The organism is Methanocaldococcus vulcanius M7, from assembly GCF_000024625.1.
Classification (GTDB): Archaea; AGJL01; Methanococci; order Methanococcales; family Methanocaldococcaceae; genus Methanocaldococcus; species Methanocaldococcus vulcanius.
Map to the genome: position 1 here is coordinate 1,188,560 of NC_013407.1, position 17,150 is coordinate 1,205,709.

Genomic DNA, 17,150 nt, shown 5'->3' on the forward strand with positions numbered 1-17,150 from the left:
TTTAACTTTTTAATATTTTTATTTATTTCAGTTTTTTAATGTTTTTTGGTTGATTTTGTTAATCTTGTTGGTTGTTCTTATTTTTATTCCTATTTTTTAAACTGCATAAATTTGTGAATGTATATCAATAACTTGATATATACTTATCCTATTAATTGTTCTTTGATAAACCTATAAATTATCGCTTATTTTGCATTCTTGATATTAAATATTAAATATCATAATTGTAATGTTATAACTAAATGTATATCTATTGCTCAAAAATCCTATCTCCTATTTTATAATCCTTTTAAAATCTCCAACCATGAACAAACCTTGCATAACTCCCCACTACACAAACTTCCACAAATTTTACACTTTTTTAAATTACCTTCTCTATACTCGATCAACTTTAATAAACTTTCATAGCCCCTGAGTATTCCAAACCTAACCCCTGGTTTATCTTCTTCTAACATTTCAATGATCTTTTTTATCTTATACCTATATGAGAGATGAGAGTATGGGCAGGGTTCTTTTTGATACTTTAAATTATTTAATTTTGCATATAAAATGACTTCCTCTTCTGGAATTAATTTTAGGGGCTTTATTCTTTTCACAAAGTTAGTAGAGGATGAAACATCTTTTCCAAATTGGATGATATTTTTAACATTACCTTCAATATAGTTCATAAGTATCGTTTGACAGAAATCGTCTAAATTATGGCCTATTGCCAAATATGTGCAATTATTAAGGAAGGCATACTTGTTTAGTAAGTATCTTCTAACTACTCCACAAAACGAACATGGTTTCCCGATATTTAAGTGTTTCAAATAATTTTTTTCCACCAACTCATCCATGGTGTAGTTGATCTCCTCTTTAAAAGATATTATTCTTAAATCAATATCAAATTCTTTACAGAACTCCACAACATACTTTTTTGCAACATCTCTAAATCCTTTTATTCCCTCATCAACAAAAAAACAAATTATTTCAGAATTTGGAATAGAATCATAAAATTTTTTTAAAATATATGTCATAACTAAGCTGTCCTTACCTCCACTAATTCCTACACCAATTTTTACATTATTCCTTATTACTTCTCTTCCTAATACCTTTCTAACTCTCTTCTCCACGTCCTTCTTGAAACAATCCTCACAAAGCCATCTATTAGCATATCTTTGATAATATACGCTTTCTCTACCGCAGGCACATTTCATTCTTCCACACCCTTTGATGCTTAAATCCACCTTCCATGATCTAAAAAGTAATATATAATAGCACATTCTATAATATTATATTGAAACTAATCGTGGGGAATACTTGGTGATCTTATGGAAAAGTGGACATTAAAAAAATCTGCTGAATGTTTTAACTGTAAAACGATAGCAGAGCAAATAATAGAGATTTATGCAAATCAGGCATTTGTTAAGTGTAGTAATTGTGGAGCCACAAGATACTATATTCTAAGAAGAGTGGGGATTGAAGATGAGGACATAATCAACGAAGAGAAAAATAGAAAGCATAAATATGAGCCATGGTTTTTAGAAAAAACTACAATTTGTTTCAATTGTAAAAAAGAGGCAGTGCAAGATATTGTAATAACAGAAACAAAGATGATCGTTAGATGCAGAAATTGCGGATTTACAAGGGTTTATCAATTTCATATCTTAGAAGTGTAAAGGTCATGCACAGAACCGTAAAGTATATATAGAACTTCAAAGGTATATTATCTCTGAGGCGGAGGATCATAATTCACCCCACTAACAAATATTTATTATTTACAATTATTATCAAATATTATCAAAATCAAAATTATTGCAAATTTATCGCATTATTAAATTATTACCAAAAAAAGAGAAAAAGAAATTGGAGGGATTTTCATGGTTAAGGAATTAAAAGTTGCCGAAGCATATCAAGGAGATGTAGGAAGAGGAATTGCGAGAATAGACCCATACACAATGGAAGAACTTGGTTTAAAACCAGGAGATGTTATCGAAATTGAAGGGGCTAAGGGAAAGGCCTATGCTATTGTTTATAGGGGCTTCTTAGAAGATGCTGGGAAAGGAATCATAAGGATTGATGGTTATTTAAGACAAAATGCTGGAGTGGCAATAGGAGATAAAGTAAAAGTTAAAAAAGTAGATATAAAAGAAGCAAAGAAAGTTGTATTAGCCCCAACTCAACCAATTAGATTCGGACCTGGATTTGAGGACTTCGTCAAGAGAAAGATAATGGGGCAAGTTTTAAGCAAAGGTTCAAAAGTCACTATTGGGGTCTTAGGAACTGCTTTAACATTTGTAGTTGTTAGCACAACACCAGCAGGCCCTGTTAGAGTAACGGAATTCACACACGTTGAGTTAAAAGAAGAACCAGTTAGCGAAGTTAAAGAAACCAAAGTTCCAGACGTTACCTATGAAGATATTGGTGGTTTGAAAGAGGAGGTTAAGAAAGTTAGAGAAATGATAGAACTACCAATGAGACACCCAGAGTTGTTCGAAAAGTTGGGAATTGAACCACCAAAAGGAGTTTTATTAGTGGGACCACCAGGAACTGGTAAAACATTATTAGCTAAGGCAGTAGCTAACGAAGCAGGAGCAAACTTCTATGTTATAAACGGCCCAGAGATAATGAGTAAATATGTTGGAGAAACAGAAGAAAATCTAAGAAAAATATTTGAAGAGGCAGAAGAGAACGCTCCTTCAATCATATTCATAGACGAACTTGATGCTATCGCTCCAAAGAGAGATGAGGCCTCTGGAGAAGTTGAAAGAAGATTAGTTGCTCAACTCTTAACCTTAATGGATGGATTGAAAGGAAGAGGACAAGTTGTTGTTATTGGTGCAACAAACAGACCAAACGCATTAGACCCTGCATTAAGAAGACCTGGAAGATTTGATAGAGAGATTGTTATCGGAGTGCCAGACAGAGAAGGAAGAAAAGAGATCTTACAAATACACACAAGAAACATGCCATTAGCAGAGGACGTTGACCTCGATTATTTAGCTGATGTAACCCACGGATTCGTTGGGGCTGATTTAGCAGCTTTATGTAAAGAGGCAGCAATGAGAGCTTTAAGAAGGGTCTTACCAAGCATTGACTTAGAGGCAGAAGAAATTCCAAAAGAGGTTTTGGATAACTTAAAAGTTACAATGGATGACTTCAAAGAGGCATTGAAAGAAGTTGAGCCATCAGCAATGAGGGAAGTTTTAGTTGAAGTTCCAAATATCAAATGGGAGGATATTGGTGGCTTAGAAGATGTTAAACAGGAATTAAGAGAGGCAGTCGAATGGCCATTGAAGGCAAAAGAGGTCTTTGAGAAAATTGGTGTAAGACCTCCAAAAGGTGTATTGTTGTTTGGACCACCAGGAACAGGTAAGACGTTATTGGCTAAGGCAGTAGCTAACGAAAGCGGAGCAAACTTCATAAGCGTTAAGGGGCCAGAGATATTTAGTAAGTGGGTAGGGGAAAGTGAGAAGGCAATAAGAGAGATATTCAGAAAGGCAAGACAGTCAGCACCCTGTATAATATTCTTCGATGAGATTGATGCTATTGCTCCAAAGAGAGGAAGAGATTTAAGTTCAGCAGTTACTGATAAAGTTGTCAACCAGCTATTAACTGAATTGGATGGAATGGAGGAACCAAAGGATGTTATAGTTATTGCAGCAACTAACAGACCTGATATAATCGATTCAGCTCTACTAAGACCTGGAAGATTAGATAGAGTTATATTAGTTCCAGTTCCAGACGAGAAAGCAAGATTAGATATATTGAAGATACACACAAGAAGCATGAATTTAGATGAGGATGTTAACTTAGAAGAGTTGGCTAAAAAGACGGAGGGTTATACAGGAGCTGATATTGAAGCGTTATGTAGAGAGGCAGCAATGTTGGCAGTTAGAGAGGGAATAGGAAAACCATGGGAGATCGAAGTAAAACTTAGAGATTTAATTAACTACTTGCAGAGTATTTCAGGAACATTTAGAGGAGCAGCAGTGGAACTTAACAGCATAATAAAAGCTACTAAGGAAAGAGAAACAGCAGAGTCAGGAGAATTCAGCGAATTGAAGAATGCCATAGGAAGAATTATAAGTGTCTTAGCACCTGCTAAGGAGAAGATTGAAGCAGTAGAGAAGGAAGTTGATAACTTCTTAGAGATTATAAACAAGGAAGAGTTAAAGCCATCTGAAAAAGACGAAGCTCAGAAATTGGCTAAATACTTGAAAGATATTCTTAATAAGTTAAAAGAAATGATAGACAACATTTACGAGTTGGAGAACAAGTTAAATACTTTGAAAGATCAAGTATCAGCTGAAGAGATCGATGAGATCATAAAAACAACACAGAATATCCTACAAAGATTCACTACATCCTTAGATGAGCTCAAAAACATATTAAAAGATATTGAAAGTATAAGATTAAAGGTTTCAACAAAAGATGTCAAAATCAAGAAAGAACACTTCTTAAAAGCCCTTGAAAAGATAAAGCCATCTGTAAGTAAAGAAGATATGAGAATCTATGAAAAGTTAGCTCAAGAGTATGGAAGATCTACATCAACAGAAAAGAAAAAAGAGGAGAATAAAGAAGTGATCTAATCTCATAAAATTTCTTTCTTTTTAGAATTTTTGTATTCCCTTCTTTTTTATCTTTTTTATTTTATCTTTATCAGTTTATATTTGGATATTAGTCCTCTTGAAAATTCTCAAAATTAATCTCCTAAGCATCTTTTGTGTCTTATTATCTCAAAATCAATATTGTAGTATTTTTTTATTTCTGATCGTAAATTTTCAGCAAATTTTTTAGCATCTTCCTCTTTTTCAAATCCTAAAACCCATATTCCCCACATCGTCTCCCAGTTTGATGAGAGTTTACACGTTTCTTTTAGAGGTGTTTTTCCATAAAACTTATGAATTATAATTTTTTTATTCTTCCAATCAATGTATAGGGCATAATTTTCTCCTTCAATGTCCATGTTTTCGATATTTTCTCCATAAGCCATTTTATCTTTAAGATTTTTTTCCAAATAGATTTTTATAAACTTACTAAGAGGTAGTCGAGAAATTCTTATTCTTGCATTTTTAAATATTTCTTCCAATATTTCTTCTATTTCCTCTTCTTCAATCCAATTTAATACTTTGGGAAGCAAGATTGTTATGTATCTGTCTCCATCAATCTCTATATCTAAAATTTTTAGATAATCGTCTAAAATTCCAAAGTGTCTTAAAATATTAATTAGTTTTTTGATTTCATCCATAATCATTCCTCTAACATTATATATAACTTCAACAATTTTTCTATAATTTCGAGTTTTTCTATTATTATAGAGATCAGTTGATTTTTTCGATATGTGTAGAGTTCCTGCCTTAATATGTGTAGGTAGTGAAAAAATTTTAATCTAAGATAGCTCTCTTTAAACTCTTCCCAGTGTTCTTCGTAGTGCTTTCCGTGCTCTAATTTTGGAGAGAGGATATAATCAGAAGCATGCCTATAAAGTTTTAAATCCATCAAAAAGTTTCTTATTTTTTTACTAAAATTTAAGTATCGATCTTTATTATGCCAATTTTCAACGTCCTTTTTTATATTGTATTCAAATGCATTTAGCAGATATAACACACCATAGTAGAATCTCGATACAAAAGTTCTTAAATCAAAGTCCTTCAATGCGTTGATACAACTCTCTAAGAAGTGAATACATTCTTTTAAATACTCATCATTCAGATCATGCATTTTTACCATCACCCAATACATACACCTTAAACCCTACGTCTCTCCACAAGTTTCTATCTATTATATTTTTAGTATCTAAAATCACTTTCTTTTTCATCTTCGAAGCAATTTTTGTTAATTTCTCTTTATCAAATGACTTATATTCATCATGATCTGTTAGAATAACAATCATATCCGAATTTTCTATTGCAGAATCTAAATCATATAATGGATACTTAAATTCATTGGCATATTTATCATAACATCTGACTTCAAAACCCTCTTTTATTAGTTCTTCAACAACTCTCTCTGCTGGACTTTCTCTTGTATCGTCAACATTTCCTTTGTATGTGATTCCAAAGATGGATATTATCTCTTTTTCCTTTTTATTATTTTTTTTGTTATCCATATTATTTAAAATTTTCTTGATCTTCTCAACGACAAATAGAGGCATTGAATCGTTTAACTCTCTTGCAGTTCTTATTAATTTAGCATTCTTTGATTTTTCAATAATAAACCATGGATCTATGCTTATACAGTGCCCTCCAACGCCTGGCCCAGGTTTTAAAATATTGACTCTCGGATGTTGATTGGCTAATTTTATCGCTTCCCAAACATCAATACCGATCTCTTCAGCTATTTTCGCAAACTCATTGGCTAATGCAATATTAACATCTCTATAAGTGTTTTCCATTAACTTTACCATTTCAGCTGTTTTTGCATCGGTTAAATAGATCTTACCCACTACAAAGGATTCATAGATCTCTTTTGCCATCTTTGCTGATGTTTCATCAACCCCTCCAATCACTCGATCGTTTTCAACCAACTCTCTCAATATATTTCCGGGTAGAACTCTCTCTGGGCAGTGGGCTAAATGTATCTTTTTATTTTCTGATAAGAGATTATATATCTCCTCTGTTGTTCCAGGAGGGATCGTGCTCTCTATTATTATGAGATTTCCATCTTCTAAGAGTGGACGTAGGTTTTTCATTGCTTCATTTAAATATGTTAAATCACATTTTTTTTCTCCGTCAATTTCGATACATGGGGTAGGGACACATATAATATATACATCAGCTTTCTCAGGTTTCGTTTGAACTTTTAGGTTTCCAGAACTTATGGCTCCTTTAACTAATGTCATTAGGTCTTTCTCAGTAGTTTTAAATGTCAGATTTTTTATTTCTTCAACTCTCTTTTTATTTATATCTACTCCAATAACATTGAAACCCTGTATTGCGAGCATTGAGGCAGTTGGTAAACCGATGTAGCCCAATCCAATAACACATATTTTTTTGTTTTCTTTATTTTCGCTTTTGATTTGTTCTCCCATATTAACCCCCAAAAACCGTGATGGATATAGTTTTTATTTTTTTAGTTTATTTTTGCTTTTTGATTTTTATTCTAATATTTTTAATTCCAAAGTTTTTATTGTTAGTTTTTATTATTTAAATTTATTTAAATCAATTATTAAGGGCTGAGTTTTTAACAACCTAAAATAATAACATTCAATCTCTAAATAAAAACTTTATCTTTATCAATTTAAAACTTTAATACGATACAAACAAAAATAAACATAAACTGGATAAAATTAAAACTGAGATTATATTATAATTTAAAAATAATACAAAATAACATAATAGCATATGATAAATCCATAAAAATAAATAATAAAATAAATAATATAAAACTATAAAATAAAAATATCAAAAATATCTTAATGAAAAATTAGGAAGGTTATGCCTTTGCCACTTCCTCGCTTTTTTCTTCTTTCTTATTATCTTTTTTTATAGAGCTCAAATCAAATACAAGCGGAACTATCTCATCTAACGTCTTAACTGGGATTATTTCAATACCCTCTGTCTCTATAACATCTATCATATTCGCTTCTGGAATAATAACCCTCTTAAATCCATATCTTCTCGCGGCTTCTATCTTTTCATTAACTCCTCCAATTGCTAAAACATTTCCACTTAAATCTAAACTTCCAGTTATAGCAAAGTCCTGTTTTAATGGAATTTCTAATAAAGCGGATATTATTGCTAAGCAGACAGCAGCAGTTGCACTATCTCCATCTATTTTGGAATAAGATTGGCTAAATTGTATGTAAATTTCTTTATTTGTCAGATCTATATCTTTCTCTGGAAGTGGTAGTTTTTTCTCTGAGACGAGTTTTTTTGATAATGCAGAAGCAAGAGTTATTGAATGTTTTGCAATATCTCCACTAATGTTTAACAAATGGGTTCCTGGATTTTTAGAATCGAGTATTTGGACTATTATTTTAGTTACATCTCCTATTCCGCCACTTCCAATAACTGCCAATCCATAAACAACCCCAACTTTTGGAGTATCATTTGGAACGATATGTTTGTATCTTTTAAAGTTTTTAATGTAGTTAAGAGCCACCTGTTTTTCCATGCTATATATTCCAGTATCAAAGACCTTTCTTACGTGTTCGGCAGTTATATATACTTTATTTTTCTTATCTTTCTGAGTTTCTGGATTGTAATTTCCTTTTTCGTCAAAATTGCCTAACAATTCTTCAACTTCTTTACCCATTGCCACATCATTGGCCATTTTAATTATATTAGCAAGCAATCTTAATCTTAATGTTAATTTATCTTTGGATCCTGCTAAATATTCAGCAATTCTAACAACTTCACAGCAACCGTCATAGGTCATTGGATTTAAATTGTTGTTTTTTATTTCTTGAACTATAAATTGCAATAGTTTATCCCTATTTTCTAAGGTGTTATCCATCTTGTTTTTTAGAACGATCTTATAGTCGATCCTATCTAAAAGTGGAGCTCTCAAATTGTAAACATCATCCATGTTTCCAGACATTATTAGGATGAAATCACAAGGTATTGGATTTGTTTCAACCGTTGCTCCGCTTGAATTAGGATTTCTACCGCTTATTGGAAGTTGTTTATCTTGTAGAGCTGTTAATATATAGTCCTGAACATCTAACGGCATTGTTTTGATTTCATCTACGTATAGGATTCCTCTGTGGGCTTCGTGAATAGCCCCTAAAATTATCCTTTTGTGAGGAGGAGTTCCTAATGGCGGTCTTCCTCCAAGAGGACAGTGTTTTATATCTCCTAATAATCTTGTAACGTTGTAAGCACTTGCCCTTACAAGTGGTCTTTTTTTACATTCATAGAGAAGGACGGGTTTTAAATCGGAGGGGTTTATATTTCCTGCCATAGATGTTCTTGATGCTCCCATTATGCTCGTCAATATAATTACGAATCCGAATATTAAAACGATCAGTGAGGCAATTGAAACCGCTGCAAGTAGATACTGCTGAGGTAGGAATTTTAATAGATACTCTGAAATTAAAATTGCACCTATCATTATAAGTATTAAAGTTGTGGAGTTTGGAGTTTTAAAGTCCAGTTTTGGCATTTCTTTGTGCTCCTCTTTATACTCTCCATCTATAACTTCAACAATAGGTCTTTCCATATTCTTTAAATTTGGTTTTGCAATTATATAATAGGGTTTAAATTCTCCAAAATCCGATATTATCTCGCCAACTGCCTTAACAATCATCGATTTTCCAACCCCTGGTTCTCCAAGGAGGATCACATTTCTTTTATTTTTTACAGCAGATACGATGATTTTTACTGCTTCATCTTGCCCAATAACCTGATCTATCAATCTTGGTGAGGGTTCTGGAAGTTCTTCAGTAGTTTTAAAGTCCGTTGAAAACATGCTAACACCCTTATAGAAATAATATGATGAATTGATATATATGAACCTACAAAATGTTAGATAATTTTATAAAATTGCGTTTATACTTGTAGATGTAAAACATATTTAAAGTTTTGTGTTAGAGTTTAATTGAAAATTTTTAAAATTTTTTGAGTTTGTTTTGAATATGAAGAAAGTTTAACTTCCTATTATCAGTATTTCATAAGCTTTATCAGGATTTTAAAGTTTATAAAGTTTAAAAAAGCTTAATTAAACTAAATAATCAAAAAATCTATAAAAAAATAAAAAATACTATAAAATAAAAATAATATTAAATAAAGAATAGGTGGAGAGTATGGATTTAGAGGGATATGTTAGAAGATGTCTAAGAAAAAAAATACCAGAAAACAAAATAATCGAAGATGGATTTAAAAGAATCTTGGAAATAAAAGAAGATGTTGATGATGTCTTTGCTAAAAAATTTATAAAGGCAATTTTGGAGGAAGTAAAAACCTCAGAAAAAGCAAAAGAAACAAAAGATAAAAATTTAAAAACTTTACTAAACTATCCAAAATCTGGCATAACGATGGGAAAGATGGGAGTGGGAAGTAGAGGAGAGGGAGATTTCTTTGTTCATAGGGAGATTGCAAGAATAATAAAAAGCACAAAGGTTAATGCATACGTCTCAGCAGAAGAACAAGACGATGCAGGAATAGTTAAAGCAGATGCAAAATATGTTGTAGCAGCAATAGATGGAACTCACTCTCGACTAAGTGAATTTCCATTTTTAGGAGGATTCCATGTTGCAAGAGCAGCTTTAAGAGATGTTTTTGTTATGGGAGCTGATGCAGTGGCATTAATAAGTGATATACACTTGGCTGACGATGGAGATGTTGGAAAGATATTTGATTTTACAGCAGGAATTTGTGCCGTTTCCGAGGCAGTTAATGTTCCACTAATAGGCGGAAGCACACTTAGGATTGGAGGAGATATGGTAATCGGAGATCGATTGGTTAGTGCTGTTGGGGCAATTGGGGTTATTAAAGATGGAAAACCAACTGCAAGAAGAAATGCAGAAGTTGGAGATGTTATACTAATGACAGAAGGTAGCGGAGGAGGAACTATAACTACAACTGCTCTGTATTATGGATGGTTTGATGTGATTTATGAAACGTTAAATGTTGATTTTATAAAGGCATGTCAAAACTTAATAAAAAGTGGTTTAGTTAAAAAGGTTAGTGCAATGACCGACATTACAAACGGAGGGTTGAGAGGAGATGCTTATGAGATCTCTAAAACCGCAAATGTGTCTCTAATCTTTGAGAAAGAAAAAGTTTATAAAACGATCAACCCAAAGGTCTTGAAGATGCTTGAATCATTAAACATTGATCCACTTGGAATTTCCACTGACTCTTTGATGATAATATGTAAAGAAGAGGATGTTGAAGAGATAAAAAAATTAACTGGAAGTATAGAAGTAGGATATGTAGAAAAAGGGAGCGAGAGTTATCTGATAGATGGAGATAAAAAAATACCGCTGAAACCTATGTTCAGGGAATCTGCATATACGCCTGTCAAAAAGGTTGTTGGAGAGATGAAACCCGATAACTTCGAGGAAATGAAAGAGAAGGTAAGAAAGGCCTGTGATGATGCAATTAAAAAGAAGGATCTTGTTATAGAACTTATAAACAGCCGTTAGATGAAAATTTAATAAAAAACTTTTCGTCTCCAAAAAACTCAGATCTCATTTTTTTAATAACTTTTGAAGAACTTAATGCCTCTTCCTGAATATTTATTATATAATCCGGAACTTTGCCCTTTTTTATCCTTTTAGTTGATATAAATTTGTCTATTCTAATTAAGTCATCTTTTAATTGTTTTCTAAGCTCTCTTCTAAAATTTTCTATCTCTAACGAACTGAGAGATAAACTCTCATCTCGATAAGGTAAAGCCGTTGTTGACAATGCTATAACCCTTTCGTCAGTTCTATTAACCCTATCAACATCAAAGTTTGGGCACTTATAGGCAAGAGTTATCCCCCTCTTTCTTCCAACACTCTCTTTTTCTGAAATCTCAAATCCACAATCAACTAATGCACTTCTAAATGGTATTGAAGATGAGTAAGAGATCAACACTCCTCCTTTTTTTGTATTAAAAAACAACATCTCCAAAAAATCGTAAGTATAGAGTGTTGGATCTCTCTTTGGAGAAAAGGCATCGTGAAAAATTGCATGATAATCAGTTTTCTTTTTACAGATAAACTCTCTCGCATCCATAACATATACATGCACATTATCAAAGTTTGAAGCATATTCTATACCTTTTTTATTTAAAAAATATTCTCTAACTTTATCTTTTATTATCTCATGCTCTTTATATGGAATATCTAAAAATAAGGTTAAAAATAAAACCTCTTCACATACTTCTACCATATCAATATGTGCATTTTTGTTATAGTGAAGGGCTGTGGTGGCGTTGTATCCTAATCCGCTACACAGATCCAATATTTTTGGTTGTTTTATGCTTGCTATGTTTGAGGGCTCAACAAATTTATAAATAGATTCTGTTAATGCACCTACATTTGAATGCATTAATTCATCTTCACTCTCAGCTTTTAATGTAAATGTCCCATCTTTGGTTTTTACTAAGACATCGTTTTTTAGGAGGTCTTTAATTAAAGATCTTTTTATCTCATCCTCATTTTTTCCATCATATATTTTTATATATTTTTCGATAATTTTTAAAGCTTTTTTGTTTGGAAGCATGTTTTCACGATAAATATTATATATTATTATGACAAATAAAAAACAATTTGCAGTCCAAATTTGGACTGCACAAACCTCAAATGGTGAAAGAATATTCTCCATAAAATTTCATAAAAATGCTGTAAAGTCAGCCAAATATCTCCCAAACTCTCATAAAAAGAAATTGGAAGAGTTCTTAAATAATGTTTTAAGACATAATCCAATCCAATTGAAAGGATTTAATATAAAAAAATTAACTGGAAAACACCCTCCGCTATATAGGTTAAGGTTGGGAGATTTTGGTTGATATATGCAGTTGATTTTAAAAACAAAATAATATATATCCTCGACATTGAAAGAAGAGAAAAAGTTTATAAAAGATAAATTCTTCCTACTTTTTTATTTTTATTTAAAAACATTATTCTTTATCGTTATCTTCATTTAATACTCTAAAAAACTCTTCTTCATCAACCCACAGTTCAGGATTCTTTAAATCTTCATAATATTTATTTATCTTTTCTTCAGTAATTTTCTCAAATCCCTCATCCTCCGGAATCTCTACCGGCATTAATTCAGCTTTTAATTTATACAATTCAACCTCAATATTTTCTATGATTTCCATAATTGAATCCATAAAAAAGCCCTTTTTAAATAATTTTTTATGTCATTTAACCATTTCCATTTTATTTATTTTAATACTATTTTCTAATACTATTTAAACTTTATGGTTTTATAACCTTAAATTCCAATACAATTCCCTCTCCTAACCTATAAAAGTTTTTTAACTCTAATTTAACGGATTCCTCCTCACTTTTAAAGCCCTCTCCATCCACATAAGTTGGAGCGTTTTTCCCTCCAAAGATCTTCGGAGCTATATAGACGGAGACCTCATCAACTAATCCCTCCTTAAACATTCCCCAGTTTAGAGTTCCACCTCCTTCTAATAGTATTGTTTTAATTCCCTTTTTGTAAAGAACATTCATTAACTTTCTTAGATCTACCTTTTCTTCTCCACACATTACAATATCTATCCCCCTTTCTTTTAAAATTTTTATTTTTTTCTGTTTTTCCTCATCTAAATCCTCTGTTGTTGCAATAATTGTCTTTGCATCACTGTTTAAAACACGAGCATTTAACGGCACCCTCAATTTACTATCTACAACGATCCTAACTGGATTTCTATCGCTCTTTATTTTATGAACAGTTAATCTTGGATCATCCTTTAAGACAGTTCCAATGCCTACCATAATTCCATCAACTTTCGCTCTAATCTTGTGGACTCTTATTAGATCCTCTTCACATGAAATTCTCGAATCATTGTTTACTGTTGCAAGTTTTCCGTCAAGGGTTATGCCAACATTAGATATAACATATGGCTTCATTTTTTCACCTATTTGATGTTTATGTTTTTAATTGCTTTTTTATTATGTTATTTTGTTATGTTTTAATTACATTTTTTAAGATTTACTAAAAATTAAAACCATTTTTGAACAATAATTGTTTAGGAAAATAAAAATAAAAATTTAAAAACCCCATATAATGTAGAAGATATATTTCAATATTTTTATATATACTTTTTATGTTTAATTCTACATCGAAAAGTATATATAGAGGGGAGTTAAATAATATAGTTCGTAAAAAATACACAACCATCCACAGGTGAGATCATGGACGTTAATGAAATAAGAACATATGCAAAAAAACTAATGGAATTGATGATGTTGGATAAACCATTTGTTGCTGTAAAATTAGCAAAATCTGAGGGGGAGATACCAGAGGGCTATGAAACATTAGAAGAAGAAAGAAGACACTGTGAAATGATTCAGTTAGCAAGATTGGAAAGAAAAAAACTATATGCAACAGTTGATAAACACCTCTGTAAAGGAGGAGCTTATGCAATGGGTGTTTTTAGAAACCCACCAGAACCATTGGCAACGGGAAAACTATATGTCAAATTAGGAAACTTTAAAGATGAAGAAGCAGCTAAAAAAACAGTTGAAGCAATTCCAAAAGTTGAAGAAGAGATATATGCAACTGTTTATGCTCCATTGGATGAAACCGACTTTGTTCCTGATTCAATTGTATTCATTGGAGAGCCACTATATGCTTTAAGATTAGTTCAAGCAATGCTCTACCACAAAGGAGGAAGATTCCAAGCGGACTTCTCAGGAATACAGTCATTATGTGCTGACGCTGTTGCAGCTGTCTATACAAGAAAAGCACCAAACATGACATTAGGTTGTAATGGTTCAAGAAAATACGCTGGAATTAAGCCAGAAGAAGTCGTTGTTGCTTTCCCACCTGAGAAATTAAAAGACATTGTTGAAGCAATCGAATATTTCAGACAAGTTTGGACATGTGGACATTAAATTAAATTTATCTTAAACATAATATTTAGTTTTTAATTTTAATGTAATAAAAGATCGTAATGAAAATAGATCTGATAAAAAATTTTTTAACATTATGAGCATCTATTTATTTGATTATTCATTTAATTTAATGGTAAAGGTAAGGTTGAAACGATATTTTTAGTTATAGTTAATTCAAAAAACTATTTAAAAAATAAGGTCCATAAAAACTAATGGGAAAATTGAACATAGATAAAGGTAATAAAAACTAAAAACAAATTAAAAAATATTCAAGGTGTTTAATATGTCAAAAGTAAAAATTGAACTATTTACATCACCAATGTGTCCTCACTGCCCCGCTGCTAAGAGAGTTGTTGAAGAAGTTGTAAGTGAAATGCCAAATGATGTGGATGTTGAATACATAAATGTTATGGAAAATCCTCAGAAAGCTGTTGAGTATGGAATAATGGCAGTTCCAACCATAGTAATAAATGGAGACGTTGAATTTATCGGAGCACCTACAAAAGAGGCGTTAATTGAGGCAATAAAGAGGAGATTATAAATATTAATTACATAATACCTTATTTATTTTCAAGTATTATGGTTGATTGTATTTTTTGATAAAGTATATATAGGTCTAAGAACACACGTTAATTTGTAAAATATGATATTGTAAACCTAAGTTAGTTTCAAAGTGAACGTTATGAAATTGAGAATAATTTGCAAAGATGATAACTTTACAGATGACGAGTTATGTATTAAATGCGAACTATGCGTGGGGAAAGATCTAATAACAATAATTAAAATGATGAACGAAGAATACGACATTGATGAAGTTATAATTCCAGATTGTCAAACTTTAAAGAGGGTTTTAAATCCTTAATAGAACTCTTTTAGATTTATTTTAATACTATTTTTTATTTTTATCTCATTTTTTTATTCTATTCTTTGATTTCAGCATAGATTAAAATATAAAGGATAAATATGACTAATATTAAAGGTATCGAAAGTATTAAATATAAGGATACCAATTAACAACGGATGATATAAATATATAAAACAAATAAATATTTTAAAATCTGATATACTTGAATATCGTCTCAAACTTGGTCATCTGATACCCAATAACTGCCCCTATCGAAGACGGAACTGCAAAATCAAAACCAAAGATCTCAGTGCATAAAACTGCTCCACCCAGTGGGGCGTTAGTAGTTGCTGAGAGGGTTGTTGCAATGCCCAAAACTATATATGGGGCTGAACAGTCCCCTACGAGTGTTCCAAATATCATTCCTGAAATTGCTCCAATGCACATGGAGGGAAATACCAAACCTCCTGGTGTTCCAGATCCAACTGTAAAAGACGTTGCTAACATTTTGCCTACAAGTAGCATAATCAAAAATAACAAAGAAAAACTTTCAACAAGAAATAACTCTTTTGTAAGTTCTAAACCCATTCCCATAATTTCTGGGATGAAATATGCTATCACAGCAACCAATATCCCTCCGATCAACGTTTTAATACAGTAGGGAAGATTAAAACTATCAAATGTTAAGGATATTTTCTTATATGTTTTTATATAAATGTGTGCAATTAGTGAACAGAAAAATGCTCCAACAATAAACAGAAAGAAATCATGTGGAGTTATAGTATAGGTTAATCTCAAATTAAACAGATGTTTTCTTCCCATTATTGTATAAAAAATCAAATACCCAACTACACTCGAAACTATCGGTGGAATTAAATTAATATAGTTAAAGTTCTCGTGTTCAATAATCTCACAGGCAAGAATTGCAGTTCCTAAAGGAGCAGAAAACGCTCCACTCAGCCCTCCTGCAATTCCAGTTATGATAACCAACTCCCTATTTTTCAATTTTAGCAATCTATAAAGTTCATCGGCGAAAGATGCACTCGACTGAACACAGGGTCCCTCTTTTCCTGCACTTCCTCCAACAGCAATAACAGCCCCTGCCAATAAAATTTTTAAAACCCCTCTAAACCAAGTCAATTTTTCATTTGTGTTTAGTGCTTTTAAAACCCTATCGATCCCAGAACCTTTCAACTCATAAATATGATCAACGAACAATCCTGCAACGAAAAAGACAATTGGAATTAACAAAATATTATGTTTTTGGGGGAAATATTCTATAATAATCGCCATAATAACTGAACTTAACCCCCCAACAATACCAATCAACGATGCAATACTTATCCATTTGATTATTTTAATTAACTTTTTAAGAGGTAGAATGATATTCATATATTTTCACTTGATTATTTTTTCTCCATCATTTTCATTTTTAATTACATTATTATCACATCAATTTTATGATTTATGGTTTTGTTGGTATCTTATTAAAAGATTATTTTTATTTTTAACCTTTTTATATTAATTTACATATTCTCATGTATGATTAATCATATCCTCAGCCCAAAAGATCAACAATTTAAACACTGAACAAATAAATTAAATTAAATCAAGAGATAAAAAAAGGAATTATAGAAATCACGTTTGAGGAAGAAAGAGAAATCTTAGAGCTACCTTCAAAAAATATGAAAATACAAAACTAACTAACTTTTTAAAAAATATCAAAAGTAAATTCTAGAGATCTATTCTAATATATACCTACAAAAAGAATCGTAAATAAGATAAAGGAGAATGATAAGATAATAACTATAAAAGAAATTT

Annotated in this window: 16 protein-coding genes; 7 read left to right on the forward strand and 9 right to left on the reverse strand. The window is 31.4% G+C overall.

Translation table 11 applies throughout. From position 1 onward, the window contains the following. Nucleotides 1-278: 278 nt before the first annotated feature. Complete coding sequence (locus METVU_RS05905) at nt 279-1,196, reverse strand: TIGR00269 family protein (protein ID WP_015733282.1); 918 nt, start codon at nt 1,194-1,196, stop codon at nt 279-281. A gap of 114 nt (nt 1,197-1,310) precedes the next feature. On the opposite strand from METVU_RS05905, the gene METVU_RS05910 reads away from it, so the two are divergent. After that, nucleotides 1,311-1,658, forward strand: a complete 348-nt coding sequence (locus METVU_RS05910) for a hypothetical protein (protein WP_015733283.1) — start codon at nt 1,311-1,313, stop codon at nt 1,656-1,658. A gap of 201 nt (nt 1,659-1,859) precedes the next feature. After that, a complete protein-coding gene (locus METVU_RS05915; RefSeq protein ID WP_015733284.1) occupies nt 1,860-4,571 on the forward strand; it encodes a CDC48 family AAA ATPase in 2,712 nt (903 codons plus the stop codon). A gap of 113 nt (nt 4,572-4,684) precedes the next feature. On the opposite strand, the gene METVU_RS05920 is transcribed toward METVU_RS05915, so the two are convergent. The 4 genes from METVU_RS05920 to lonB all read right to left on the reverse strand — a co-directional run bounded on the left by METVU_RS05920 (nt 4,685) and on the right by lonB (nt 9,393). Next, nucleotides 4,685-5,230 (reverse strand): hypothetical protein, encoded by a 546-nt coding sequence (locus tag METVU_RS05920; RefSeq protein ID WP_015733285.1) that lies wholly within the window; start codon nt 5,228-5,230, stop codon nt 4,685-4,687. Nucleotides 5,231-5,232: 2 nt separating this feature from the next. Beyond that, nucleotides 5,233-5,703: a hypothetical protein gene (locus METVU_RS05925; protein ID WP_015733286.1), complete on the reverse strand. Its 471-nt coding sequence runs from the start codon at nt 5,701-5,703 to the stop codon at nt 5,233-5,235. Next, nucleotides 5,696-7,012: a nucleotide sugar dehydrogenase gene (locus METVU_RS05930; protein ID WP_015733287.1), complete on the reverse strand. Its 1,317-nt coding sequence runs from the start codon at nt 7,010-7,012 to the stop codon at nt 5,696-5,698. Before METVU_RS05930 ends, METVU_RS05925 begins: the two co-directional genes overlap by 8 nt. 404 nt (nt 7,013-7,416) lie before the next feature. Beyond that, the gene (gene lonB / locus METVU_RS05935) at nt 7,417-9,393 is read right to left on the reverse strand and encodes an ATP-dependent protease LonB (protein WP_015733288.1); all 1,977 of its coding nucleotides are present in this window, start codon (nt 9,391-9,393) and stop codon (nt 7,417-7,419) included. A gap of 334 nt (nt 9,394-9,727) precedes the next feature. Here lonB and METVU_RS05940 point away from each other — a divergent pair, with 334 nt between their 5' ends. Next, on the forward strand, nt 9,728-11,071 hold the full coding sequence (locus METVU_RS05940; protein ID WP_015733289.1) for an AIR synthase-related protein: 1,344 nt from the start codon (nt 9,728-9,730) through the stop codon (nt 11,069-11,071). Here METVU_RS05940 and METVU_RS05945 read toward each other — a convergent pair. Continuing rightward, nucleotides 11,055-12,137: an MnmC family methyltransferase gene (locus METVU_RS05945; RefSeq protein WP_015733290.1), complete on the reverse strand. Its 1,083-nt coding sequence runs from the start codon at nt 12,135-12,137 to the stop codon at nt 11,055-11,057. The genes METVU_RS05940 and METVU_RS05945 overlap by 17 nt on opposite strands. 28 nt (nt 12,138-12,165) lie before the next feature. Between METVU_RS05945 and METVU_RS05950 the strand changes: the two genes are divergently transcribed. Continuing rightward, complete coding sequence (locus METVU_RS05950) at nt 12,166-12,423, forward strand: type II toxin-antitoxin system RelE family toxin (protein ID WP_048196864.1); 258 nt, start codon at nt 12,166-12,168, stop codon at nt 12,421-12,423. 111 nt (nt 12,424-12,534) lie between these two features. On the opposite strand, the gene METVU_RS05955 is transcribed toward METVU_RS05950, so the two are convergent. Together METVU_RS05955 and METVU_RS05960 are read right to left on the reverse strand one after the other, a co-directional pair. Then, nucleotides 12,535-12,750 carry a hypothetical protein gene (locus METVU_RS05955; RefSeq protein ID WP_015733291.1) on the reverse strand — a complete coding sequence of 72 codons (216 nt, stop codon included), beginning with the start codon at nt 12,748-12,750 and terminating at the stop codon, nt 12,535-12,537. An 88-nt stretch (nt 12,751-12,838) separates the two neighbouring features. After that, complete coding sequence (locus tag METVU_RS05960; RefSeq protein ID WP_015733292.1) at nt 12,839-13,498, reverse strand: 2,5-diamino-6-(ribosylamino)-4(3H)-pyrimidinone 5'-phosphate reductase; 660 nt, start codon at nt 13,496-13,498, stop codon at nt 12,839-12,841. A gap of 285 nt (nt 13,499-13,783) precedes the next feature. On the opposite strand from METVU_RS05960, the gene METVU_RS05965 reads away from it, so the two are divergent. From METVU_RS05965 to METVU_RS05975, 3 genes are all read left to right on the forward strand, one after another. Beyond that, nucleotides 13,784-14,485: a DUF169 domain-containing protein gene (locus METVU_RS05965; RefSeq protein WP_015733293.1), complete on the forward strand. Its 702-nt coding sequence runs from the start codon at nt 13,784-13,786 to the stop codon at nt 14,483-14,485. Between the two features lie 283 nt (nt 14,486-14,768). After that, a complete protein-coding gene (locus METVU_RS05970) occupies nt 14,769-15,026 on the forward strand; it encodes an MJ0307 family thioredoxin (protein ID WP_015733294.1) in 258 nt (85 codons plus the stop codon). Between the two features lie 141 nt (nt 15,027-15,167). After that, nucleotides 15,168-15,347: a hypothetical protein gene (locus tag METVU_RS05975; protein WP_015733295.1), complete on the forward strand. Its 180-nt coding sequence runs from the start codon at nt 15,168-15,170 to the stop codon at nt 15,345-15,347. Nucleotides 15,348-15,536: 189 nt separating this feature from the next. Here the strand turns inward: METVU_RS05975 and METVU_RS05980 are convergent, their stop codons facing one another. Then, nucleotides 15,537-16,721 carry a chloride channel protein gene (locus tag METVU_RS05980; RefSeq protein WP_015733296.1) on the reverse strand — a complete coding sequence of 395 codons (1,185 nt, stop codon included), beginning with the start codon at nt 16,719-16,721 and terminating at the stop codon, nt 15,537-15,539. Nucleotides 16,722-17,150: the final 429 nt, after the last annotated feature.